This window comes from Streptomyces genisteinicus (assembly GCF_014489615.1).
GTDB lineage: Bacteria > Actinomycetota > Actinomycetes > Streptomycetales > Streptomycetaceae > Streptomyces > Streptomyces genisteinicus.
Map to the genome: position 1 here is coordinate 4,019,419 of NZ_CP060825.1, position 23,637 is coordinate 4,043,055.

Here is a 23,637-nt window from a genome sequence, read left to right on the forward strand (position 1 = left end):
ACAGGGTGAAGCGTTTGGTGGCAGAATCCGGCTCTTGGGGTTCGGGGGGACCTCAGGGACGATCGGGGAACGACTGCATGACGCACAGAGATGGGGAGGGTTCGGGCCGTGGCGGCAGGAGAGATTGCTGAGTCAGCCGGGTCGTGGGGATATCCCCGACCGGACGGGCCGGGCGGCGGCTCGGTGGTACGGCGCATCCTGCTGGGCTCGCAGCTGAGGAGACTCAGGGAGTCCCGCGGCATCACGCGTGAGGCGGCCGGGTACTCCATCCGTGCCTCGGAATCCAAGATCAGCCGTATGGAGTTGGGCCGGGTGAGCTTCAAGGCGCGGGACGTCGAGGATCTGCTCACCCTCTACGGAGTGGCCGACGACGCCGAGCGCGGCTCGCTGCTCGGCCTCGCCAAGGAGGCGAACGTCGCCGGCTGGTGGCACAGCTTCGGCGATGTGCTGCCCGGCTGGTTCCAGACGTACATCGGCCTCGAAGGCGCCGCCTCCCTGATCCGCATCTACGAGGTGCAGTTCGTGCACGGGCTGCTCCAGACGGAGTCGTACGCCCATGCCGTCGTCGTCCGCGGCATGCCCGACGCGCCGGCCGCCGAGATCGACAAGCGGGTCGCCCTGCGGCTCGAACGCCAGAAGGCCCTGGTCTCCGAGAACGCCCCGCAGCTCCATGTCGTCCTCGACGAGGCCGCGCTGCGCCGGCCCTACGGCGACCGGTCCGTCATGCAGGACCAGCTCCGCCACCTCATCGAGGTCTCCGAGCACCCGAACATCACCCTCCAGGTGATGCCGTTCAGCTTCGGCGGCCACGCGGGCGAGAGCGGCGCCTTCACCATGCTGAGGTTCCCCGAGTCCGACCTCTCCGACATCGTCTACCTGGAGCAGCTCACCAGCGCCCTCTACCTCGACAAGCGCGAGGAAGTGGCCCTGTACGAGCGGGTGATGGGACGGCTCTGCGAGGACAGCCCCGACCCGGCCGGTGCCCGGGACATCCTCCGGGGGCTTCTCCAGCTCATCTGACTCCTTCAACTCCACTGCAACATCAGTACGATGACGTCACATCAGATACGCGTCAGTCAGCTGTGCCCGCGCCGGCCACCGCCGCACTCGCCCATGGAGCAGTGATCGCATGTCCTTCTTCACCGACCTCGCACTTCAGTACATAGACGGCGAGTGGAAGCCCGGCAGCGGCTCCTGGGACATCATCGACTTCAACCCGTACGACGGGGAGAAGCTCGCGTCCATCACCGTCGCCACCGCGGCCGAGGTCGACCAGGCGTACCGCGCCGCCGAGCGGGCGCAGGAGGAGTGGGCGGCGACCAACCCCTACGCCCGGCGCCTCGTCTTCGAGAAGGCCCTGCGCATCATCGAGGACCGCGAGCAGGAGATCGCCGCGGCGATCGTGGCGGAGCTCGGCGGCACGCACCTGAAGGCCGCATTCGAGCTGCACCTGGTCAAGGAGTTCCTGCGCGAGGCGGTCCATCTGGCGCTGCGCCCCGAGGGGCGCATCCTGCCGTCGCCGGTCGACGGCAAGGAGAACCGGGTCTACCGGGTCCCGGTCGGCGTGGTCGGCGTCATCAGCCCGTTCAACTTCCCCTTCCTGCTCTCGATCAAGTCGGTCGCCCCCGCGCTCGCGCTCGGCAACGCCGTGGTGCTGAAGCCGCACCAGAACACACCCGTCTGCGGCGGCTCCCTGGTGGCCAAGGTCTTCGAGGACGCGGGCCTGCCGCCCGGTCTGCTGAACGTCGTCATCACCGACATCGCCGAGATCGGCGACGCCCTGCTGGAGCACCCGGTCCCCAAGGCGATCTCGTTCACCGGCTCCGACAAGGTGGGCCGCCACGTCGCGACCGTCTGCGCGGCCAACTTCAAGCACGCGATCCTCGAACTCGGCGGCAACAGCGCCCTGATCGTCCTCGACGACGCCGACGTCGACTACGCCGTCGACGCGGCCGTCTTCAGCCGCTTCGTCCATCAGGGCCAGGTCTGCATGGCCGCCAACCGCATCCTCGTCGACCGCTCGGTGGAGGAGCGCTTCACCGAGAAGTTCGTCGCCAAGGTGCGGACGCTGAAGACCGGCGACCCCTCCGACCCGGCCACCCACATCGGCCCGCTGATCAACTCCTCGCAGGCCGAGGCGGTCTCCTCGCTCGTCGAGCAGACGGTCCGGGCGGGCGCGACGGCGCTGGTGCACGGCGCGACCGAGGGCAACCTCGTGGCCCCCTCGGTGCTCACCGGCATCCCGGAGGGCTCGCCCGTGCTCACCCAGGAGATCTTCGGCCCGGTGGCCCTGGTCATCCCGTTCGACGGCGAGGACGAGGCCGTGCGGATCGCCAACGACACCCCGTACGGCCTAAGCGGCGCCGTGCACACGGGGGACGTCGAGCGCGGGGTCCGGCTCGCCAAGCGGATCCGCACGGGCATGATCCACATCAACGACGGCACGGTCCACGACGAGCCGATCGTCCCCTTCGGCGGCGAGAAGCAGTCCGGCGTGGGCCGGTTGAACGGCGAGGCGATGCTGGACGCCTTCACCACCCAGAAGTGGATCTCCGTGCAGCACGGCCGTTCGCGCTTCCCCTTCTGAGCCGGCCGCCGGTCGCGGGCCGTCCGCCCTGCTCCGGGCCCACGGCCGGTCCGGCCCCGCCGTCCCGCCTGTTTCCGGCCCCGGGCCCGCCGTCCGGGCGGGGCCGGGCCGAACGGCGACACGACCACGGTCCGCGGACCCTTGAGGACAGAAGGTGTCCTCAAGGGTCCGTAGCGTGTGAGGTGCGGGAAGGAGAGGTCCTTCCCCCGACCGGAAGGCGGACACCATGGTCACTCACGTTCCCGCGGAGGCGCACGGTGACGAGCGCGGTGCGCTGATCTCCTTCGTCGAGGCGCAGCGCGGCGCCGTCCGGCGTTCGGTGCTCGGTCTGACCGAGGAGCAGGCCGCCACCCGCCCCAGCGCCAGCGAACTCTCCCTCTCCGGTCTGCTCAAGCACGTCGCCGAGACCGAGCTGGGCTGGCTGCGGCTGGCCCAGCGGAAGCCGAACGAGAAGGAGCGGACCGAGGACACCTGGAGCGACAGCTTCCGGCTGGTGGACGGCGAGACCATCCCCGGGGTGCTGGCGTTCTGGGACTCCGTCGCGCGCGAGACCGACGACTTCGTCCGCTCGGTGCCCAGCCTGGACGACACGTTCCCGCTGCCCGAGGCGCCGTGGTACCCGAAGGACGCCGCGGTCTCGATGCGCTGGCTGATGCTGCACCTGGTCGAGGAGATCGGCCGGCACGCGGGCCACGCGGACATCATCCGGGAGTCCCTCGACGGCAAGGGCGCGTTCGACCTCGTCGCGCTGGAGCACGAGGCCGGCTGATCCCGCCGGCCGCGTCCTCCGGCGGGCACCCGCCGGGCCGCCTCCGTCGCGCCAGGGCGCCCGGGCCCCCTCAGTCCCGCAGATCGCGCAGCCGGGCCAGCGCGTCCGCCGCCTCCCGCCGCTCGGCCGCGCTCAGCTCGACGCCCTCGGCCCGCTCCAGGGCCGCGGCGGCCCGCGCCTCGTCCCCGAGCCGCCCGGCGATGTCGCCGCGGAGCACCAGCAGCCGCAGCAGCTGCACGGGCGTGGGCCGCACGTCCTGGCGGGCGAGCGCCCGGTCGACGATCCTCGCGGCCCCCGGCAGGTCCTCCTTGGAGTCCGCGAAGAGGTCCGCGAGGTGCAGCGCCTTCGCGAAGGTCTCCCGGGGCGCCGGCCGCATGCTCTTGTCCCCGGCGATCTCCTGGCCGACGCGGACCGAGTTGCCGCCCGGGTCGGACATCAGGAACTGGCGCATCCCGTAGGACATGTCCTTCAGCGGGCCGATCCGGGGCAGGCCGCGCCGGGGTATCCGCCCGTAGGCCTCCTTGAGTCCGTTGCGGAACGTCTCGTGGAGGGCGTCGACGTCGTCGGTGACGATGTAGACACCGGAGTAGGAGCCGGCCGGGTCGTAGTCCTTCATCCCGAAGAACTGGAGTTCCACGGGACCGCGCCGGACGGCCGCGTACGGATAGGGGCTCTTCTGGAGGTAGGTCGTCTCGAAGCCCAGGGCGGTGTAGAAATCGACGACCGGCTGGATGGCCCGGCAGGGGAGGAGCGGGATGGTCTTCTCGGTCATACCGCTACTCTAGTCAAAGTTGAGTAGAAGGGAATCGCGATGTCGGCGATCCGGCTCCTGGTCCTCGGCGCCGTGCGCCAGCACGGCCGGGCCCACGGCTACCAGGTGCGCAACGACCTGGAGTACTGGGGCGCCCACGAGTGGTCGAACGCCAAACCGGGCTCGATCTACCACGCCCTCAAGCAGATGGCGAAGCAGGGGCTGCTGCACGCCCACGAGATCGCGCCGTCCACCGCGGGCGGCCCGCCGCGCACCGAGTACGAGATCACCGACAAGGGCGCCGAGGAGTACTTCGCCCTGCTGCGGGCGTCCCTCACCGCCTACGACGCGAAGACGGACGTGCTGTCCTCGGCCATCGGCTTCATCGTCGACCTCCCGCGCGAGGAGGCCGTCGCCCTGCTGCGCGAGCGGGTGCGCGGCATCGAGGAGTGGCGGGCGTCGGTGACCGACTACTACACGCCGGAGGAGGGGCCCGAGGTCCTCGGCCACATCGGCGAGATCATGCACCTGTGGGTCGCGTCGGCGGACTTCGGCGCCGAATGGACCCGCGGGCTCATCGGGCGCATCGAGGCCGGGGCCTACACCTTCGCCGGTGAGGGCGACCCCTTCGTCGGCGTCCTCGCCGAGGGCGAGGAGAACCCCTACGCGACGGGCGAGCACCACGCGGGCGACCACGGCTGAACCCGGCGCCGCCGCCCGCGTGGCGGCGCCCGCCCCTGTCCCGTGCCCGTCGCCCGCGCCCGCGCCCGCCGGGCGGCGTCCGCGTCCGCGCCCGCGCGGCCCCGGGCCGGCCGTCGCCGGTGCCCGCGCTCAGTGGTGGAAGGCCGTGGCCACCGCCGTGTCCTTGCTCAGCGGATGCGGCTGGTCCCGCAGCTCGGGCAGCAGCTGCCCCAGGTCCTCCATCAGGAGCTCCGCCAGGTCCGCCGAGAAGCCGTTGCGGCAGACCACCCGCAGCACCGACAGGTCCTGCCGGTTCGCCGGGAAGGTGTACGCGGGCACCAGCCAGCCCCGCTCGCGCAGCCGGCGCGACACGTCGAACACGTCGAAGCGGGTGACGTCCTCGGCGGTCGTGACGGCGAACACCGGCAGCTCGTCGCCGCGGGTGAGCAGCCGGAACTCCTCCAGCTCGCCGATCCGCCCCGCCAGCCCGGTCGCGATGTCCCGGGCCGCCTGCTGCACGGCCCGGTAGCCCTCCCGCCCCAGCCTGAGGAAGGTGTAGTACTGGGCGACCACCTGCGCGCCCGGCCGGGAGAAGTTGAGGGCGAACGTCGGCATGTCGCCGCCCAGGTAGTTCACCCGGAACACCAGCTCCTCGGGCAGCTCGGCGGGCGACCGCCACAGCGCCCAGCCGACGCCGGGGTACACCAGGCCGTACTTGTGCCCCGAGGTGTTGATCGAGGACACCCGCGGCAGCCGGAAGTCCCACACCAGGTCCTCGTCGAGGAAGGGGGCCACCATCGCGCCCGAGGCGCCGTCCACATGGACCGGCACGTCGAGACCGGTGCGCTCCTGGAGCGCGTCGAGCGCCGCGCACACGTCCGCCACCGGCTCGTACGACCCGTCGAAGGTGGAACCGAGCACGGCGACGACACCGATCGTGTTCTCGTCGCAGAGGTCCGCCGCGGCCTGCGCGTCGAGATGGAAGCGCTCGCCCTCCATCGGCACCAGCCGCGCCTCCACCTCCCAGAAGGTGCAGAACTTCTCCCAGCAGACCTGGACGTTGACGCCCATGACCAGGTTGGGCCGGGCGGAGGCGGGGTAGCGGTCCGCGTTCCGCTGCGCCCAGCGCCGTTTCAGCGCCATTCCGGCGAGCATGCACGCCTCGCTGGAACCGGTCGTCGAGCAGCCCACCGCGGTCGAGGGGTCCGGGGCGTGCCACAGGTCGGCGAGCATGGAGACGCACCGCCGCTCCAGCTCGGCGGTGCGCGGGTACTCGTCCTTGTCGATCATGTTCTTGTCGCGGCACTCGCTCATCAGGACGCCCGCCTGGGGCTCCATCCAGGTGGTCACGAAGGTGGCCAGGTTCAGCCGGGAGTTCCCGTCGAGCATGAGCTCGTCGTGGACCAGCTGGTACGCCGTGTGCGGAGCCAGCGGGCCGTCGGGCAGGCGGTGCGTGGGTGGCGCGGACGACATGCCGGCCACGGGGTCGGCCTCGCCGAAGAAGGGGTTGAGGGAGAGCCGGCCCCGTTCCTGTGCCGCGTCTCCCGGGTCCGCTGCGCCTTGGTGAAGTGCCATACGTCTCAGGCTCGTACGGGGGTGCACCCCACGCAACGCGAGGCGGCCGGAACCGCCCCGGGGCCGCGTCAGACCCGCGTGATCACGACCGCGGTGCCGTAGGCGCACACCTCGGTGCCCACGTCCGCGGCCTCGGTCACGTCGAAGCGGAACGCCAGCACCGCGTTGGCCCCCCGGCTCCGCGCCTGCTCGACCAGGCGCTCCATGGCCTGGTTGCGGGTCTCCACCAGGGTCTTGGTCAGGCCCTTCAGCTCACCGCCGACCATCGATTTCAGCCCCGCGCCGATCTGGCTCCCCAGATGCCGTGAGCGGACGGTCAGTCCGAAGACCTCCCCGATCACCTGGTCCACCCGGTGACCCGGGACGTCGTTCGTCGTGACGACCAGTACGTCGCTGCCCGGGCCCTGCCCGCCGCCGTAGTCCTCGATACCCATGCGTCCAGCTTCCCGGCCCGCCGTCCCCCGCGCATCCGCGGAGGACGGTGGAACGCGGGGCCCTTCCGGTGCGTTGATACTTTGGGGCGGCCGACCACACCGACCGACCCACTTCACACACAGGAGTCCGGACCTCGTGAACACCCTTGCGCTCGGGCCCAGCTGGCTCGACCCGGACTATCTGATCACCACATTCGGGCTGATCGGCGTCCTGGTCATCGTCTTCGCCGAATCCGGCCTCCTCATCGGCTTCTTCCTGCCCGGTGACTCCCTGCTGTTCACCACCGGACTCCTGGTGACCACCGGCAAGATCGACATGCCGCTCTGGCTGGTGTGCCTGCTCATCGTGCTCGCGGCCGTCATCGGCGACCAGGTCGGCTATCTCTTCGGCCGCAAGGTGGGGCCCGCGCTCTTCAAGCGCCCGGACTCCCGGCTCTTCAAGCAGGAGAACGTCGAGAAGGCCCACGAGTTCTTCGAGAAGTACGGCCCGAAGTCCCTGGTCCTGGCGCGCTTCGTGCCCATCGTGCGCACGTTCACGCCGATCATCGCGGGCGTGAGCCGGATGAACTACCGCTCCTTCGTCACGTTCAACATCATCGGCGGCGTGCTGTGGGGCGCCGGCGTCACCCTGCTCGGGGCCGCGCTCGGCAAGGTGGAGTTCGTCCACCAGAACATCGAGGCCATCCTCATCCTGATCGTCCTGATCTCGGTCGTCCCGATCGTGATCGAGTTCCTGCGGGCCCGCTCCAAGAACAAGAAGGCGGCCGCCGCGGGCCAGGGCCCCGACGACTCCGCCCCGCCCTCCTCGCGGGGCCGTCACGCCAAGCGCTGACGACCGCGGCGCGCGACCCTGCGAAGCGCCCCCGCCCCGCCTCCCGGCGGCGGCCGGGGGCGCTTCGCCGTACCGGGGAGCGTGCCGGCGGGGCGCCCGGCCGTGCCGGGGCCGTGCGCGGGGGCGGCCGCCGGGGGAGGGGGACGGCGTCAGAAGCCGCGGGTCCGCTTCGCCGCGCGGCGTCCGCCCGGCAGCTGCTCGCCCGGCACACCCACGGCGCCCGGGACCCGCAGGAAGAGCCGGGTCGTCTCGGCGCCCAGGTTCACCCCGATCGCGATGGCCAGCGCCAGCGCCGCCGCCTTGCTGAGCGAGGCGAGCCCGTCGTTCAGGTCGCCCCGGGCGATCGACAGCAGCCCGAAGTACGTCGCGCTACCGGGCAGCAGCGGACCGATGGCGGCCGTGACGTACGGCAGGGCCGAGGCGAACTGGTAGCGGGCCAGCATCTGCCCGAAGATGCCCACCAGCCCGGCGGCGGCGGCCGTCGCGGCGACCGGCGACACGCCGGCGGTGTCCGCGAGCGCGCCGTACACGATCCAGGCGACTCCGCCGTTGAGCGTGACCAGCCACACCGTGGACCGTTCCTGCTGGAGCATCACGGCGAAGCAGAGCGACAGCGTCATCGCGGCGAGGGTCTGCACCCCGGGCCGCTCCACACTGTGGATCGCGGTCTCTGGCTGGAGCCCGGCGTCGAGCGCGAAGCCGAGGTAGAGCACGCTCAGCACGCCCACCACGATGCCGACGACGAGATAGCCCACCTCCAGCAGGCGGGCCGCCGCCGTGATGTAGAAGCCGGTGAGCCCGTCCTGGACACCGGCCACCAGCGCCCGTCCCGGGATCAGCGCGAACAGGCCACCGGTGATCACGGCCGACGCCCGCACCTCCAGCGGGGAGAGCGAGAGCGCCACGCCCACCGCGGCCGGCGGCATCGCCGCGGCCACGAACTGGTAGAACTCCGGCAGCCCGCGCCCCGCCGCCAGCCAGGCCAGCCGGTCGCCGAGCATCGCGCTCACCGCCGCGGCGAGGAACACCACCAGGTTGCCGCCGACGAGCACGGAGGCCGCGCCCGCGAGCAGGCCGCCGGCGAGCGTCAGCGCCCAGCCGGGGAAGGGGTGCCGGTTCCGGCGGATCTCCGCCAGCCGCCGGTACGCCTCCTCCAGCGTGACCTCGGACTCCTCGGCGCTGATGTCGTGGACCAGCTTGTACACGGCGGCGAGCCGGTTGTAGTCGGTGCCGCGCCGGCGCACCGTGCGGTTGGCCGTCACCGGGTCGTCCACCAGGGACGGCTGGTAGGTGATGGACAGCAGCGTGAAGGTGACGGTCGGCTCGCAGCGGTCCAGGCCGTACGAGCGGGAGATGGCGAACATGGCCGCCTCCACGTCCTCGGCGCCCTCGCCGCCCGCGAGCAGCAGCTCGCCGATACGCAGCGTCAGGTCGAGCACGCGCGGCACGGCGGGCCCGGTGTCGTCCTGCCGGTGCGCGGTCTCCGGCACCGGCCGTTCGCCCACCGGCATCCGCAGCATGGCCCGCATCCGGTCCTGCCAGGGGGCGCCCTTGGTCAGCCGGACGACCGGGATGCCGTGGGCCGGGGTGAAGGCCGGCGGCGAGGTCCGGGCGCTGTAGGTGGACGGCGGCGCGAAGGCCGAGCCCTCGGGCTCGGGGGGCGGTTCGGCGACGAGCCCCTGCGGAACGGCGAACTCCGAACTGGGGTGGTCCTCTTCGGGCGTCTCCGGCTGCTCCACGCCCGCCGGAGGTGCGAACGCGCTCCGGGCTTCGTCGGACTGAGGCTTCCGGTCTTCCGGACCCTCGGGTTCCGCCACCACTCGTCGTCCTCGCTCCCTCTCGTCCCAACCCCCCGTCCGGCGCTTCTGCCCAGTATGGCCGCGGACATGGGGCGACACGCGCCGCGGGCGGGACACCCAGGGTGTCCCGCCCGCGGCGGCTGCTCTCGGGAGCGCGTCAGTGGGCGCCGCCCTGCGCCTCCAGGCGCTTGTAGGAGGCCTCGATCTCGGCCTCGGCCTCGGCGCGGCCGACCCAGTTGGCGCCCTCGACCGACTTGCCCGGCTCCAGGTCCTTGTAGACCTCGAAGAAGTGCTGGATCTCCAGGCGGTCGAACTCGGACACGTGGTGGATGTCGCGCAGGTGCTCGACACGCGGGTCGGAGGCCGGGACGCACAGCAGCTTGTCGTCGCCGCCGGCCTCGTCGGTCATCCGGAACATGCCGATGGCGCGGCAGGTGATCAGGCAGCCGGGGAAGGTCGGCTCGTCGAGGATGACCAGCGCGTCCAGCGGGTCGCCGTCCTCGCCGAGGGTGTTCTCGACGAAGCCGTAGTCGGCCGGGTAGCTGGTCGAGGTGAAGAGTCGACGGTCCAGGCGGATCCGACCGGTCTCGTGGTCCACCTCGTACTTGTTCCGCGACCCCTTCGGGATCTCGATGGTGACGTCGAACTCCACGGGTGGCTCCTCCATGATCAAGACATAGCAAGACGCGATTGACGGTGGTTAAGTGTCCCTCACGCACGTGGGTGATCGCGAAAGGGGCTGGTGCGGGGTGCCGAAGGTCAGGACGTGGCAGCTCGCGGCGGCTGCCGCCGTGGTCGGCCTCGCCCTCTCCGCCGGGGCGGTGACCGCGGCGGGACCCTGGGACACGGGTCAGCGTAAGGCCGAGCGGCAGTGGGCCGCTGCCCCCGAGCGCGCGGGTGGCGCACATCACGAGGCGGGGGCCGCGAAGCGGCCCGCACCGGCGCCCAGCGCCCCTCCGGTGCTGTCCGCGCTCGGCGGGACCACGACGCGTGCCGCGGACGCCCCCGCGCCGCCGCCCGCCGGCCTCGCGAAGAGGCTCGGCCCGCTGCTCGCCGACGCCGGCCTCGGCCCCTCGCCCGCCGTCAGCGTGATCGACCTCACCACCGGCGAGCGCCTCTACGGCCACCGGGCGGCCGAGCCGGCGACACCGGCCTCCACCGTCAAGATCGCCACCGCGGTCGCCGCCCTCTCCGCGCCGGGACCCGACCACCGCATCCCCACCACGGTCGTGGCCGCGCCCGGGGCCCGGCAGATCACCCTGGTCGGCGGCGGCGACGCCTCCCTCGACCGTGCCCGCCTCGCGACCCTCGCCGACCGCACCGCCGAGGCGCTCCGCGAGAACGGCACCCCCTCGGTGCGCCTCGGGTACGACACCTCGCTCTACAGCGGCCCGCTGCTCCACCCCATCGGCCCCAACGACAACATCGCCCCCGTCAGCGCCCTCATGGTCGACCAGGGCCGCAACGACCCGCGGAGCACCGGCCCCGCCACCCGCTCGGCCGACCCCGCGGGGGAGGCGGCCCGGGTCTTCGCCGATCTGCTGCGCGAACGCGGAGTGCGGATCACCGGAGCGCCCGCCCGGGGCCGCGCCGCGGCCGAGGCGGTGCCCCTCGCGCAGGTGCTCTCGGTGCCGGTCTCCGCGCTCGTCGAACGGATGCTGACCACCAGCGACAACGACATCGCGGAGTCGCTCGCCCGCCAGACCGCGCTCGCCACCGGCGGCAGGGCGGCCTTCGCCGGCGCGTCCGCGGCCGTCGCCGGGCAGCTGCGCGGGCTCCAGCTGCCGCTCCGCGGCGCCCGCTTCGCCGACGGCAGCGGCCTGGACCGCCGGGACAGGGTCTCCCCCGAACTCCTCACCGCCCTGCTCGCCCGCTCGGCCGACCCCGCCCACCCCGAACTGCGGACCGTGCTGACCGGCCTGCCCGTGGCCGGCTTCACCGGCACCCTCGACGGCCGCTACGGCCCCGCCTCCGCCGGCTCGGGCCTGGTGCGCGCGAAGACCGGCACGCTCACCGGCGTCAACGCCCTGGCGGGCACGGTGGCCGGCGCGGACGGACGGCTGCTCGGCTTCGCCTTCCTCGCCGACGGCACCTCCTCGCCGTACGAGGCGCAGGCCGCGCTGGACCGGCTCGCGGCCGCCCTCGCGGGCTGACCGGGGCCCTCCGCGGCATCCTGCGGCCGCCAACACCTCTCCGCGCCGCGGGTCGAGAACGTACGGTTGACGCATGACGAGCATCGGTGGTGCCGAGATGGTCGACTGGAACCTCGCCGTGGCGACCGCGACCCGCTTCGTGCGGCCGGGGCCCGACGTGAGCCGGGACGAGGCGCGTGCCGTCGTCGCCGAGCTCCGGCGGCACGCCAAGGCGTCCGAGGAACATGTGCGCGCCTTCACGGGGATGATCCCGGAGGGCTCCCGTCCGCAGGACACCCCGGTTCTCGTGGTGGACCGGGCCGGATGGGTCAGGGCCAACGTGGCGGGCTTCCGCGAGCTGCTGCGGCCCCTTCTGGACAAGATGCAGGAACGCAGGCCGGGCGGGGCCCAGGGCGCCGTGCTGGGCGCCGTGGGCGGCAAGGTGACCGGCGTGGAGCTGGGGATGCTGCTGTCGTTCCTCGCCTCCCGGGTCCTCGGCCAGTACGAGACGTTCGCCCCGGCCTCCCGCGACCTCCCCGCGGGCGACCCGGCGCACCCGGGCGGGAACGGCGGCGGCCGGCTCCTGCTGGTGGCGCCCAACATCGTCCACGTCGAGCGCGAACTCGGCGTCGACCCCCATGACTTCCGGCTCTGGGTCTGCCTCCACGAGGAGACCCACCGCACCCAGTTCACCGGCGTGCCCTGGCTGCGCGACCATCTGGAGAGCGAGATCCAGTCGTTCCTCGGGGAGACGGACGTCGACCCGATGACCTTCCTGGAACGGCTCCGGGAGGCCGCCCAGTCCCTCGCCGGGGCCCGTCCGGAGGGCGAGGAGGACGAGGGCCGCTCGCTCGTCGAGCTGGTGCAGACGCCGGCCCAGCGCGAGATCCTCGGCCGGCTGACCGCCGTGATGTCCCTCCTGGAGGGCCACGCCGACTACGTGATGGACGGCGTCGGCCCCGACGTGGTCCCGTCGGTGGCGGAGATCCGGGAGAAGTTCCAGCAGCGCAGGGCCCGCGGCGCCAGCCGGCTCGACCTGGCGCTGCGCAAGCTGCTGGGGCTCGACGCCAAACTCCGCCAGTACCGCGACGGGGAGCGCTTCGTGCGGGCCGTCGTCGACGAGGTGGGCATGGACGGCTTCAACCGCGTCTGGACGTCGCCCAACACCCTGCCGACCAAGGCGGAGATCGCCAAACCGGCGGACTGGGTCGCGCGGGTGCACCGCAGAGCAGAGTCGTGAACGGCAGGACGCGGGTGGCACACGCGCGCCCCTTCAATCACCCGTCCGAGGGACCGTAGGCCGTGGATAGGCGTGCAATGCTCGGGTATTGGCTCTCTTCTGTCACCATCGACGCACTCTGAGTGACCGCCCCGGGGGCGGCCGGCCCCTGGGCCGCCCTCGACGGCATCCGAGCCACCCCCTCCCGAATCTCCACGAAGGGAACCGGACATGGGTCCCCATCCTGCGGTCGCGGCGATACGCCTGGCGGTCCGCCGCGTCCTCCACGAAGTCCTCACCCAGCACGCCGTGCACTCCGGCGGCGCCGCGCTCGCGGCCGCCTCGCCGGCCCGCGCCGCGTCCGGCGGCGTCGCGACGGATCACCGCGCGCCGCTCGTGCTCGTCGCCTGTTCCGGCGGCGCCGACTCCATGGCGCTCGCCTCCGCCCTCGCCTTCGAGGCCCCCAGACTCTCCGTCCGCGCCGGCGGCATCACCGTCGACCACGGCCTCCAGGACGGCTCCGCCGAGCGCGCCGCCGAGGTCGCCGGACGTCTCGCCGCCATGGAGCTCGACCCCGTCGAAGCCGTCACGGTGCGCGTCGGCCGCGCCGGCGGACCCGAGGCCGCCGCCCGCGACGCCCGCTACGCGGCCCTCGACGAGGCCGCCGAGCGGCTCGGCGCGTCGGCCGTCCTGCTCGGGCACACCCGCGACGACCAGGCCGAGACCGTGCTCCTCGGCCTCGCCCGCGGCTCCGGCATCCGCTCGCTGTCGGGCATGGCCGCCGTCTCGGGGGCGGCCGGCCGTTACCGCCGCCCCTTCCTCCAGCTCGACCGGCAGACGGCCCGCAAGGCGTGTCTGGTCCAGTCGCTGCCCGTCTGGGACGACCCGCACAACGCGGATCCGGCCTACACCCGGTCCCGGCTGCGCCACGAGGGCCTGCCCGCCCTGGAGAAGGCGCTCGGCAAGGGCGTCGTCGAGGCCCTCGCGCGCACCGCCCAGCTGTCCCGCGACGACGCGGACGCGCTCGACAGCTGGGCCGCCGACGCCGCCGCCGACGTGCGCGACGACAGCGGCGAGCTGGAGTGCGCGAAGCTGTTCTCGCTGCCGCCCGCCGTGCGCCGCCGCGTGCTGCGCAGGGCCGCCATCGACGCCGGCTCACCGGCCGGGTCGCTCTTCGCACGCCATGTGGAGGAGGTGGACCGGCTGATCACCGGATGGCGCGGTCAGGGGGCCATCAATCTGCCCGGCCGGGTTCAGGCGCGTCGGCAGGGTGGCAGACTGGTCATTCGGCAAGGCTGAACCGCCGAGAGAAAGCGACGCGGGTGAACGAGAAGGACATGGGCAGCGACCTCCAGTCGGTGCTCATCACCAAGGAAGAGATCGACGCGAAGCTCGCCGAGCTGGCGGCCAGGATCGATGCGGAGTACGCGGGCAAGGACCTGCTCATCGTCGGAGTCCTCAAGGGCGCCGTGATGGTGATGGCTGACCTGGCGCGTGCGCTCGCCACCCCCGTCACCATGGACTGGATGGCGGTGTCCTCCTACGGCGCCGGCACCCAGTCGTCGGGCGTCGTGCGGATCCTCAAGGACCTCGACACCGACATCAAGGGCCGTCACGTCCTGATCGTCGAGGACATCATCGACTCGGGTCTGACCCTGTCGTGGCTGCTCACCAACCTCGGCTCGCGCGAGCCGGCCTCCCTGGAGGTCTGCACGCTGCTCCGCAAGCCGGACGCGGCGAAGGTCGCGATCGACGTGAAGTGGATCGGCTTCGACATCCCCAACGAGTTCGTCGTCGGCTACGGCCTCGACTACGCCGAGAAGTACCGCAACCTCCCGTTCGTCGGCACGCTCGCGCCGCACGTCTACGGGGGCTGAGCCCACGGGCACGCTGGGGAACCCAGCCCGCCTTTCCGCCGTTGGAGCAAGGGAAGGCGGTCGCCCGTGACAATGCTGGGGTACCGTCCCTGGAACAGTTGTCTTTTCCCATAGCAGTCTCATAGCAAGTCCCACACAGCGGCATTTACCTACGGGCAGGAGGGACGGGGCGTTCTCGCCCCGTATGGATGGACGTGAAGCGATACTTCCGTGGGCCGGTCATGTGGATCGTGCTGGCCGTCCTCGCCGTGGTCGTGCTGATGCAGGTCGTCGGCTCGTCCGGCGGCTACAAGACGGTGGACACCGGCCAGGTGGTCCAGGCGATCGACAGGAACCAGGTCAAGCAGGCCAAGCTGACCACCGGCGACGAGCAGATCATCAAGATCGAGCTCAAGGAGGGCCAGAAGGTAGACGGCGGCACCAAGGTGCAGGCCAGCTACATCGGCTCCCAGGGCGTCGATCTCGCCGACAAGCTGCAGGAGAAGTTCGAGGCGGGTGAGATCGAGAAGGGCTACACGGTCTCGCCGTCGAAGCAGAGCCCGTTCGTCTCGGTGCTCCTCTCGCTCCTGCCCTTCGTCCTCATCGTCGTGGTGTTCCTGTTCCTGATGAACCAGATGCAGGGCGGCGGCTCCCGGGTCATGAACTTCGGGAAGTCCAAGGCCAAGCTCATCACCAAGGACACCCCCAAGACGACCTTCGCCGACGTGGCGGGGTCCGACGAGGCCGTCGAGGAGCTCCACGAGATCAAGGAGTTCCTCCAGGAACCGGCCAAGTTCCAGGCCGTCGGTGCCAAGATCCCCAAGGGCGTGCTGCTGTACGGCCCGCCCGGCACCGGCAAGACCCTGCTGGCCCGCGCCGTCGCGGGCGAGGCCGGCGTCCCGTTCTACTCGATCTCCGGTTCCGACTTCGTCGAGATGTTCGTCGGCGTCGGCGCCTCCCGGGTCCGGGACCTCTTCGAGCAGGCCAAGGCGAACGCCCCGGCCATCGTCTTCGTCGACGAGATCGACGCCGTCGGCCGGCACCGCGGTGCGGGTCTCGGCGGCGGTCACGACGAGCGCGAGCAGACGCTCAACCAGCTCCTCGTCGAGATGGACGGCTTCGACGTGAAGGGCGGCGTCATCCTGATCGCCGCCACCAACCGGCCCGACATCCTCGACCCGGCGCTGCTGCGTCCCGGCCGCTTCGACCGGCAGATCGCCGTCGACCGTCCGGACATGCAGGGCCGTCTGGAGATCCTCAAGGTCCACCAGAAGGGCAAGCCGGTCGCCCCGGACGTCGACCTCGGCGCCGTCGCCCGCCGGACCCCCGGCTTCACCGGTGCCGACCTGTCGAACGTGCTGAACGAAGCGGCGCTCCTCACGGCGCGCAGTGACAAGAAGCTGATCGACAACCACTCGCTGGACGAGGCGATCGACCGCGTGGTCGCGGGCCCGCAGAAGCGGACCCGGATCATGTCGGACAAGGAGAAGAAGATCACCGCGTACCACGAGGGCGGACACGCCCTGGTGGCCGCGGCGTCGCCCAACTCCGACCCCGTCCACAAGATCACGATTCTGTCCCGCGGCCGCGCGCTCGGGTACACGATGGTGCTCCCGGACGAGGACAAGTACTCGACCACGCGCAACGAGATGCTCGACCAGCTCGCCTACATGCTGGGCGGCCGGGCCGCGGAGGAGCTCGTCTTCCACGACCCGACCACCGGCGCGGCGAACGACATCGAGAAGGCGACGGCCACGGCCCGCGCGATGGTCACCCAGTACGGCATGACCGAGCGGCTGGGCGCGATCAAGTTCGGCGGCGACAACTCCGAGCCGTTCCTCGGCCGCGAGATGGCGCACCAGCGCGACTACTCGGAAGAGATCGCCGCGCTCGTCGACGACGAGGTCAAGAAGCTGATCGAGACCGCGCACAACGAGGCGTGGGAGATTCTCGTCGAGAACCGGGACGTCCTGGACAACCTGGTCCTCCAGCTCCTGGAGAAGGAGACGCTGGGCAAGGAGGAGATCGCCGAGATCTTCGCGCCGATCGTCAAGCGCCCGGCCCGCCCCGCGTGGACCGGCTCCTCCCGCCGCACCCCCTCCACCCGCCCGCCGGTGCTCTCCCCCAAGGAGCTGGCACTCACCAACGGCGCGGCGAACGGCACGGCGCCCACGGTGGCCGACATCACCAAGGCGCCGGCCGAGCCCGTCACCGAGGAACGCCCCGAGGCCTGAGGCACCCGCCTCGCCACAGCCCCGGAATGCATGCCGCGTCCCCCAGGTTTTAGCCTGGGGGACGCGGCGTTTTCGTATGTCCGCGGCCAGAGCACACAGGAACGAGGCACAGATGACCGACCCGGTGACGCTGAGCGGCGAAGGCAGGATCGCCGAGTTCGACGAGAAGCGGGCGGAGAACGCCGTGCGCGAGCTGCTGCTGGCCGTGGGGGAGGACCCGGACCGCGAGGGGCTCCTGGAGACCCCCGCCCGGGTGGCGCGCGCGTACAAGGAGATCTTCGCCGGGCTGCGCCAGCAGCCGGAGGACGTGCTGACCACCACCTTCGACCTGGGCCACGACGAGATGGTGCTGGTGAAGGACATCGAGGTGTACAGCACCTGCGAGCACCACCTCGTGCCGTTCCGCGGGGTCGCCCACGTCGGCTACATCCCGTCGGTCACCGGCAAGATCACCGGCCTGTCCAAGCTGGCCCGCCTGGTCGACGTCTACGCCCGCCGCCCCCAGGTGCAGGAGCGCATGACCACGCAGATAGCCGACTCCCTGATGAAGATCCTGGAGCCGCGCGGGGTGATCGTGGTCGTCGAGTGCGAGCACATGTGCATGTCCATGCGCGGCATCCGCAAGCCCGGGGCGAAGACGATCACCTCGGCCGTCCGCGGCCAGCTGCGGGACGTGGCCACCCGCAACGAGGCGATGAGCCTGATCATGGCGCGCTGACGCGCCACGGACCCGGAGGGGGCGCCGCAGCAGCGGCGCCCCCTCCGGGTCGCTTCGTCCGGGCCGCAGGGGCCCCGGCCGCGCCTCAGGCCGCGCGGGCCGCCGTGTCGTCCTCGTCGCCGTCCTCGGGGAGCCGGCAGACCCGCTCCAGCCAGAAGGCGGCCGCGATCACCGCGATGCCCGCGACGACCGCGAAGCCGGCGTAGATCGCCTGGTCCCGCCGGGCGGGGACGTCGAGCTGGCCGAGCAGGAAGACTCCGGTGCCGCCGTACATCCCGCTGACCAGCGCCGCGACGAGCGCGCTGGCCTGGCCGAAGACCACCGCACGGGCGGCCATCATCGGCTCCACGCCCTTCGCGCCGGGGCGGCGCTCCCGCTGGGCCTTCAGCCGGTTGCGCAGCGACAGCGCCGTCGCCGCCAGCACGGCGGCGATCACCGCCAGCACGATCGGCGCGGCGAGCGGCACGCTGGGGAGCGTGCCGAGCGAGTCCCACAGACGGGCGGCGCCCCAGGACAGCACTCCGGCCACGGCGAAGACACCGCCCAGTACACCGAGCCGTAGTTGCTTCACCGAGCCAGCCGCCCTTCGCCGTCCTGCCGTGCGCCGCCGCACGGATCGTCCCGTACGAGCCTAACGACTACTCGGGCAGGCGCAGTTCCAGGTCGGAACGGGGCTGCACGCCGTCCACGCCGACCCCGGCCAGCAGCTCGGAGACCGGTCCGCGGCCCGGGAGCTGCGCCTCGGGCTGGACGTCGTGCCAGGGGGCGAGCACGAAGGCGCGCTGGTGCGCCCGCGGGTGCGGGAGGGTGAGCGCGGGGTCGTCCGACACGACGTCCGCGTACGCGACGATGTCGACGTCGATGGTGCGCGGCCCCCAGCGCTCCTCGCGGACGCGCTCGAACGCCTCCTCGATGGCCTGGCCGCGCTCCAGCAGGGAGGACGGCGGCAGGGTCGTCTTGATCACCACGACGGCGTTGAAGTACGACGGCTGGCTGCCGGGCTCCACCCCCCAGGGCTCCGTCTCGTACACCGGGGAGACCGCCTTGACCCGCAGGCCGGGGGTGTCCTCCAGGGCGTCGACGGCGCCCTGGAGGGTCTCCAGGCGGTTGCCCAGGTTCGAGCCGAGGGAGATGACGGCGTACTTGGGGTTGGACAACGTGATGTCGGCCGCGTCCACCTGCTCCACCACGGACGTGGGAACCGGCTGCACGGTCGGGTCGCTGGCTGCCTGCTTCATACTCGGCTCCGGGTGATCGTGATGGTCACGTCGTCGAAGGGCACCGTGATCGGTGCGTCCGGCTTGTGCACCACCACTTCCACCTCTTCGACACCGTCGTGTTTCAGGCACTGCTGGGCGATGCGCTCGGCCAGCGTCTCGATCAGGTCGACCGGTTCGCCCTCGACGACCGCGACGACCTCCTCCGCCACCACGCCGTAGTGCACGGTCTTCGCCAGGTCGTCGTCGGCCGCCGCCGGGCGGGTGTCCAGGCCCAGCACCAGATCGACGATGAACGTCTGGCCCTCCTCCCGCTCCCGGGGGAAGACGCCATGGTGCCCGCGGGCCTTGAGGCCGCGCAGCGCGACACGATCCACGCGAATCACTCCTGCTTTCTTTACTGGCGGAAACGGGCTCCGCCACGTGCGGGTGGCGCGGTACCCGCACGCGAATCTACCTGCGGGCACCGACGGCCTTCGCCCGCGGGGGCCTTGGCAGGTCCTCGCGGGCCGGGTAGCCGCGTATACCCGGGAGGGGTCCGGATGAACCTCCCTGACAGGGGCATACCCCCTTACGAGCGGCTCACGACGGGCTGTCCTCGTCGTCCTCTTCGTCCGATTCCGTCAGCACGGGCGAACCGTGGTGCGACCAGATCCGCCAGCCTTCCGGCGTGCGGCGGAACACGTTGGTGGCCACGACCAGCTGGCCCACCAGCGGCCCCAGCTCGCCGGACTCCTCCGCCGGCCCTCCGCTGAGGATGTTCTCCGTGCACGTCACGACGGCGGTGTCACCGGCCACGGCGGCCTTCACGTCGGTGAGGAAGAACTGGATGTACTCGGTGTTGGCCATGATCAGCGCGTACGAGCGCAGCACCTCGCCGCGCCCGGACAGCACCGGCCAGCCGGGGTGCACGCAGGAGATGTCCTCGTCCAGCCACAGCTCGGAGAGGCCCTCGAAGTCGCCCTGCTCCATGGCCTCGTAGAACGCGGTGTTCGCCTTCTCGACCTCTTCGGCGTCCGCGGCGCTCACCTGGCTCCCTCGACGGCGCGGGCGACCCGCACGGCGTCCGCGGTGGCCCGCACCTCGTGCACCCGCACGGCCCAGGCGCCGTCGTGGGCCGCGATGGCGGAGACAGCGGCGGTCGCCGCGTCCCGCTCCCTGGCCGGCGGCGGAGTGCCCTCCCGGGCCAGGACGTGGCCGAGGAACCGCTTGCGGGAGGCGGCGACGAGCACGGGCCGGCCCAGCGCGCGCAGCCGGCCGATGCCGGCGAGGAGGGCGAGGTCGTGCTCCGCCGCCTTGGCGAAGCCGAGACCGGGGTCGACGACCAGCCGCTCCGGGGCGATGCCGCCCTCGACGACGGCCTCCATCCGCGCGCTGATCTCGTCGACGACCTCGGCGACCACGTCGCCGTAGACCGCCCTGCTGTTCATGTCCTCGCTGAAGCCGCGCCAGTGCATGACGACGAACGGCGCCCCCGTGGCGGCCACCACGGGGACCATCCGGGGGTCGGCCAGACCGCCGCTGACATCGTTGACCAGCACGGCGCCGGCGGCGACGGCCTGCTCGGCGACGGACGCGCGCATGGTGTCGACCGAGACGACGACGCCCTCGGCGGCGAGGCGGCGCACCACGGGGACGACCCGGCGCAGCTCCTCCTCCTCGTCGACCCGGGAGGCGCCGGGGCGGGTCGACTCGCCGCCGACGTCCACGAGGTCGGCGCCCTGGGCCACCAGGTCGAGGCCCCGCTTCACGGCGGCGGAGGTGTCGAACCAGCGGCCGCCGTCGGAGAAGGAGTCGGGCGTCACGTTGACCACGCCCATGACCGCGCAGCGGTCCCACTCCGGCAGGCCGTCGGCACTGCCCCGTCCGCTCATGCTGTTCATGTCTCCAGCCTAGGGCGTGTGGCGAAGGCAGCTCCGTCCGCCCGGAGGGCGCCGCAGGCCGGGAGGGAGTTTCGCGACATGCCCTGGGGGCCGCCGGGCGTTCAGACGGTGCCGGCCCCGCGCGCGGACGGTCCTGCGGCGGGCCCGGCGGGCCCGGCGGGCCCGGCGGGCCGCGCCGGGCCCAGCGGGTGCAGCCCGGTCTCCCGTGTCCACACCGCGCTCCCGGTCGCGGAGCAGCCGGTCACCGCCGGAGTCCAGGAACGGTCCCGTGCCACGTCCATGAAGCGCTCGATGGCGCCGGGCCACGCCTCCACGTCCCCGACGGGGTCGCCGCCGGCCAGCATCACCCCGGAGACCACCCGGTAGCGGACGGCGGCCCGGCCGCTGGGGGAGAACACGACCCCGGTGTCCCGGCGCAGCGCGCAGCGCCCGACCCGGTCGTGGCCGCCCTGCGCCCGCAGCAGGGAGCGCAGCCGCTCCACGTCGTCCGGGGCGTCGCGGCCGGCCGGGCGCCCGGGGCGGACGGCCAGGTGGACGGTGGTGACGGCGGTCAGCAGGCCGAGCACGGCGAGCGAGTACGCCACGGTCCGGCCCGCGGCCCCGGTGTAGACGACCGGCCCGGCGGCACCGAACAGGCCGTACATGACGTGTTCGAGACGGTCGGTCAGGCCAGGGCTGCCGACCACCGCCCGCGGATGGGCGCCGACGATCACCAGCCCGAGGGCGAGCGAGCCCGCGCCCATGGACACGAAGTGGGCCGGGGCGCGCCAGCGGTCCAGCGGTCCGGCCGGCGCGCGGAACCCGCCGCGGTGGCGCACCAGCAGCCACAGCAGCGCGAGCGACAGGGCGAGCAGCACCTCGGAGTGGCGGTACACGAACTGGGCGGCCGCCCCGGCCGGCAGCACGGCGACCGCCGCCCGCCAGGAATGCCGCCTGCCGCGCCGGACGCCCGGGGCGAGGAGCAGCAGCAGGACGCCCGCGCCGAGCGACACGGCCGCGGCGAACGGCACGGCGGCGCCGGGCGGTTCCCACGCGAGCACGTGCAGGTCCCGGTCGCGGGGGAGGACGGCGGCGGCGACGCCGAGCAGACCGACAGCCGTGCAGGCGGCACCGGCCGGGCCGGGGACCGCCCCGGTGCGCGGGCCGCGCGGCATCCGGCGCCGTACCGCGCGCATCCTGTCCGAGGGCGAGGCGTCCCCGTCCACCGTTGCAGACATCGCTTCTCGTGACTCCGGCTCGGTCTGGGCGCCCGGACCTCGGATCGGCCGGCCCGGGGCGGCTGGCGATCTCTAGGACGGAGCCCGGCCGGAGCCGGTTCATCCGGAACGGCGGAATTCTCCGCGCTCGGCGGGGTGCCACCGCGAAGGGCGCGGTGCGCCGCCGCCGGGACCTCCCGGCGGGGTGCGGCACGGTTGCCCGTGGCCCGTGGCCCGTGGCCCGCGTCCGGTGTCCGGGGCGTGGCCCGGTTGGGCCGGGGGCGGTTGGGCCGGTCCGGCCGGTGGGGTGGCCGGTGTCCGGGGCGGGTGCGGCCCGGCGAGCGCGGCCCGTGGTCCGGGGGCGTCGGCGGTGTGACGGGTGGGCCCGGCCCGGAGGTGTCGCTCCGCGGTGGGTCCCGTCAGTCCCGCCCGGAGGGGTCGTCGGCGGCCCGGCTCTTCCCGGCGGGGGCGGTGCGGGCGGCCGTCGCGACGGACTCCAGGGCCACCTCCGCGCGCGCCACCTCGTGCGCGTCCGCGTCGATGGAGCGGCGCAGTGCCTCGTGCAGCCCGCCCGGGGTCAGTACGCCGAGGAAGTCGCCGCGGCCGGCCTCGTCGGTCACCGCGATCCATCCGGCGTCGTGCTGGAGCATGGTGGCGAACGCCTGCTTCAGCGACGCGCCCACCGGCAGCCGCGCCTCCATGCGGCGCGCGTGGTCGCGGACCGTGCCCGTGCCCCGGGCGTGCTCGGCCGAGATCCAGCCGTGCAGCCGCTCCTGCGCGTCGAGGACGACCGCCCAGCGCGCGTCGACCGGGCGCGGCAGCGGGTCGTCGAGGTGCACCACCGGCGGCTGTTCGAGGTCGCCCTCCTCGATGGGCGTGACGCCGAGCCGCTTCAGGCCCCGGTCGGCGCCGACGAAGTCGGCGACGTACTCGTTGGCGGGCGCCCCGAGCACGGCGGCCGGGGCGTCGAACTGTTCGATCCTGCCCTCGCCGTAGACCGCGATGCGGTCGCCGAGGCGCACCGCCTCCTCGATGTCGTGGGTGACGAACAGGATCGTCTTGCGCACCTGCGACTGGAGTCTGAGGAACTCGTTCTGCAGGCGCTCGCGGACGACGGGGTCGACCGCGCCGAACGGCTCGTCCATCAGCAGCACCGGCGGATCCGCCGCGAGCGCGCGGGCGACGCCGACGCGCTGCCGCTGACCTCCGGAGAGCTGGTCCGGGTAGCGGCCGCCGTGGACGGAGGGGTCGAGGCCGACGAGTTCGAGGAGTTCGGCGGCGCGGGCGCGGGCCTTCGCCCGCCCCGCCCCGAGCAGGTGGGGGACGGTGGCGGTGTTGTCGAGAACCGTCTTGTGCGGGAAGAGGCCGACCTGCTGGATCACGTAGCCGATGCGCCGGCGGAGCTGGACCGGGTCCACTTCGGAGATGTCCGACCCGTCCACGTATATGCGGCCGGAGGTCGGTTCCGTCAGGCGGTTGACCATCTTCATGGTGGTCGTCTTGCCGCAGCCCGACGGGCCGACCAGTGTGACCAGCTCACCCTCGGCGACCTCGAAGGTCAGGTCGTCCACTGCGACGGTGCCGTCCGCGTACCGCTTGGTGACGTTCTCGAAACGGATCATGGCTCCCCATTGTGACGGCGGGTGTGTGAAGGCCATGTTGCTGCACTGTGGCGGTCCTCGGCGATTGTCGGAGGCCGGGGTTAGGGTCGTCACGGTCACCGATCGTCAGACATGTGCACGGCGTTCGCGGGG

The 23,637-nt window shown here is 72.6% G+C and carries 22 protein-coding genes and 1 pseudogene; 11 read left to right on the forward strand and 12 right to left on the reverse strand.

Features of this window, described 5'->3' with window-relative positions; all coding sequences use genetic code 11:
* Positions 1 to 90: 90 nt before the first annotated feature.
* The 3 genes from IAG43_RS17460 to IAG43_RS17470 all read left to right on the forward strand — a co-directional run bounded on the left by IAG43_RS17460 (position 91) and on the right by IAG43_RS17470 (position 3,356).
* Positions 91 to 1,020 carry a helix-turn-helix domain-containing protein gene (locus IAG43_RS17460; protein WP_246574406.1) on the forward strand — a complete coding sequence of 310 codons (930 nt, stop codon included), beginning with the start codon at positions 91 to 93 and terminating at the stop codon, positions 1,018 to 1,020.
* 109 nt (positions 1,021 to 1,129) lie between these two features.
* Positions 1,130 to 2,587: an aldehyde dehydrogenase family protein gene (locus IAG43_RS17465; protein WP_187741656.1), complete on the forward strand. Its 1,458-nt coding sequence runs from the start codon at positions 1,130 to 1,132 to the stop codon at positions 2,585 to 2,587.
* A 226-nt stretch (positions 2,588 to 2,813) separates the two neighbouring features.
* A complete protein-coding gene (locus tag IAG43_RS17470; RefSeq protein ID WP_187741657.1) occupies positions 2,814 to 3,356 on the forward strand; it encodes a DinB family protein in 543 nt (180 codons plus the stop codon).
* A 70-nt stretch (positions 3,357 to 3,426) separates the two neighbouring features.
* On the opposite strand, the gene IAG43_RS17475 is transcribed toward IAG43_RS17470, so the two are convergent.
* Positions 3,427 to 4,128, reverse strand: coding sequence for a bleomycin resistance protein (locus tag IAG43_RS17475; RefSeq protein WP_187741658.1), 702 nt, complete (start codon positions 4,126 to 4,128; stop codon positions 3,427 to 3,429).
* 39 nt (positions 4,129 to 4,167) lie between these two features.
* On the opposite strand from IAG43_RS17475, the gene IAG43_RS17480 reads away from it, so the two are divergent.
* Positions 4,168 to 4,809, forward strand: a complete 642-nt coding sequence (locus IAG43_RS17480; RefSeq protein WP_187741659.1) for a PadR family transcriptional regulator — start codon at positions 4,168 to 4,170, stop codon at positions 4,807 to 4,809.
* Between the two features lie 129 nt (positions 4,810 to 4,938).
* Here the strand turns inward: IAG43_RS17480 and gad are convergent, their stop codons facing one another.
* Entirely contained in the window at positions 4,939 to 6,363 is a 1,425-nt protein-coding gene (gene gad, locus IAG43_RS17485) for a glutamate decarboxylase (protein ID WP_187741660.1), read from the reverse strand.
* Positions 6,364 to 6,431: 68 nt separating this feature from the next.
* Positions 6,432 to 6,797 carry a YbjQ family protein gene (locus IAG43_RS17490; protein WP_187741661.1) on the reverse strand — a complete coding sequence of 122 codons (366 nt, stop codon included), beginning with the start codon at positions 6,795 to 6,797 and terminating at the stop codon, positions 6,432 to 6,434.
* A 136-nt stretch (positions 6,798 to 6,933) separates the two neighbouring features.
* On the opposite strand from IAG43_RS17490, the gene IAG43_RS17495 reads away from it, so the two are divergent.
* Positions 6,934 to 7,629 carry a DedA family protein gene (locus tag IAG43_RS17495; protein ID WP_187741662.1) on the forward strand — a complete coding sequence of 232 codons (696 nt, stop codon included), beginning with the start codon at positions 6,934 to 6,936 and terminating at the stop codon, positions 7,627 to 7,629.
* 149 nt (positions 7,630 to 7,778) lie between these two features.
* On the opposite strand, the gene IAG43_RS17500 is transcribed toward IAG43_RS17495, so the two are convergent.
* On the reverse strand, positions 7,779 to 9,449 hold the full coding sequence (locus IAG43_RS17500; protein WP_187741663.1) for a threonine/serine exporter family protein: 1,671 nt from the start codon (positions 9,447 to 9,449) through the stop codon (positions 7,779 to 7,781).
* Positions 9,450 to 9,585: 136 nt separating this feature from the next.
* Positions 9,586 to 10,080 carry an inorganic diphosphatase gene (locus IAG43_RS17505; protein ID WP_187744513.1) on the reverse strand — a complete coding sequence of 165 codons (495 nt, stop codon included), beginning with the start codon at positions 10,078 to 10,080 and terminating at the stop codon, positions 9,586 to 9,588.
* A gap of 97 nt (positions 10,081 to 10,177) precedes the next feature.
* On the opposite strand from IAG43_RS17505, the gene dacB reads away from it, so the two are divergent.
* From dacB to folE, 6 genes are all read left to right on the forward strand, one after another.
* On the forward strand, positions 10,178 to 11,581 hold the full coding sequence (gene dacB, locus IAG43_RS17510; protein ID WP_187741664.1) for a D-alanyl-D-alanine carboxypeptidase/D-alanyl-D-alanine endopeptidase: 1,404 nt from the start codon (positions 10,178 to 10,180) through the stop codon (positions 11,579 to 11,581).
* A 73-nt stretch (positions 11,582 to 11,654) separates the two neighbouring features.
* Entirely contained in the window at positions 11,655 to 12,800 is a 1,146-nt protein-coding gene (locus IAG43_RS17515; protein WP_187741665.1) for a zinc-dependent metalloprotease, read from the forward strand.
* A 210-nt stretch (positions 12,801 to 13,010) separates the two neighbouring features.
* Positions 13,011 to 14,078 (forward strand): tRNA lysidine(34) synthetase TilS, encoded by a 1,068-nt coding sequence (tilS, locus tag IAG43_RS17520; RefSeq protein ID WP_187741666.1) that lies wholly within the window; start codon positions 13,011 to 13,013, stop codon positions 14,076 to 14,078.
* Positions 14,079 to 14,116: 38 nt separating this feature from the next.
* Entirely contained in the window at positions 14,117 to 14,656 is a 540-nt protein-coding gene (hpt, locus tag IAG43_RS17525; RefSeq protein ID WP_187744514.1) for a hypoxanthine phosphoribosyltransferase, read from the forward strand.
* A gap of 188 nt (positions 14,657 to 14,844) precedes the next feature.
* A complete protein-coding gene (gene ftsH, locus IAG43_RS17530; protein WP_187741667.1) occupies positions 14,845 to 16,869 on the forward strand; it encodes an ATP-dependent zinc metalloprotease FtsH in 2,025 nt (674 codons plus the stop codon).
* A 112-nt stretch (positions 16,870 to 16,981) separates the two neighbouring features.
* Positions 16,982 to 17,587: a GTP cyclohydrolase I FolE gene (folE, locus tag IAG43_RS17535; protein ID WP_187741668.1), complete on the forward strand. Its 606-nt coding sequence runs from the start codon at positions 16,982 to 16,984 to the stop codon at positions 17,585 to 17,587.
* A gap of 85 nt (positions 17,588 to 17,672) precedes the next feature.
* On the opposite strand, the gene IAG43_RS17540 is transcribed toward folE, so the two are convergent.
* From IAG43_RS17540 to IAG43_RS17570, 7 genes and pseudogenes are all read right to left on the reverse strand, one after another.
* Positions 17,673 to 18,158 (reverse strand): DUF3180 domain-containing protein, encoded by a 486-nt coding sequence (locus IAG43_RS17540; RefSeq protein WP_187741669.1) that lies wholly within the window; start codon positions 18,156 to 18,158, stop codon positions 17,673 to 17,675.
* Positions 18,159 to 18,225: 67 nt separating this feature from the next.
* A complete protein-coding gene (folK, locus tag IAG43_RS17545; protein ID WP_187741670.1) occupies positions 18,226 to 18,825 on the reverse strand; it encodes a 2-amino-4-hydroxy-6-hydroxymethyldihydropteridine diphosphokinase in 600 nt (199 codons plus the stop codon).
* On the reverse strand, positions 18,822 to 19,181 hold the full coding sequence (folB, locus tag IAG43_RS17550; protein ID WP_177149541.1) for a dihydroneopterin aldolase: 360 nt from the start codon (positions 19,179 to 19,181) through the stop codon (positions 18,822 to 18,824). The genes folK and folB overlap by 4 nt, the downstream gene beginning before the upstream one ends.
* Positions 19,182 to 19,386: 205 nt before the next feature.
* Positions 19,387 to 19,833, reverse strand: coding sequence for a nuclear transport factor 2 family protein (locus IAG43_RS17555; RefSeq protein WP_187741671.1), 447 nt, complete (start codon positions 19,831 to 19,833; stop codon positions 19,387 to 19,389).
* On the reverse strand, positions 19,830 to 20,687 hold the full coding sequence (folP, locus tag IAG43_RS17560) for a dihydropteroate synthase (protein WP_187741672.1): 858 nt from the start codon (positions 20,685 to 20,687) through the stop codon (positions 19,830 to 19,832). Before folP ends, IAG43_RS17555 begins: the two co-directional genes overlap by 4 nt.
* 182 nt (positions 20,688 to 20,869) lie before the next feature.
* A pseudogene (locus tag IAG43_RS17565) lies at positions 20,870 to 21,904 on the reverse strand (phosphatidylglycerol lysyltransferase domain-containing protein); the annotation flags it as partial.
* Positions 21,905 to 22,302: 398 nt separating this feature from the next.
* Positions 22,303 to 23,505 (reverse strand): ABC transporter ATP-binding protein, encoded by a 1,203-nt coding sequence (locus tag IAG43_RS17570; RefSeq protein WP_187741674.1) that lies wholly within the window; start codon positions 23,503 to 23,505, stop codon positions 22,303 to 22,305.
* Positions 23,506 to 23,637 lie beyond the last annotated feature (132 nt).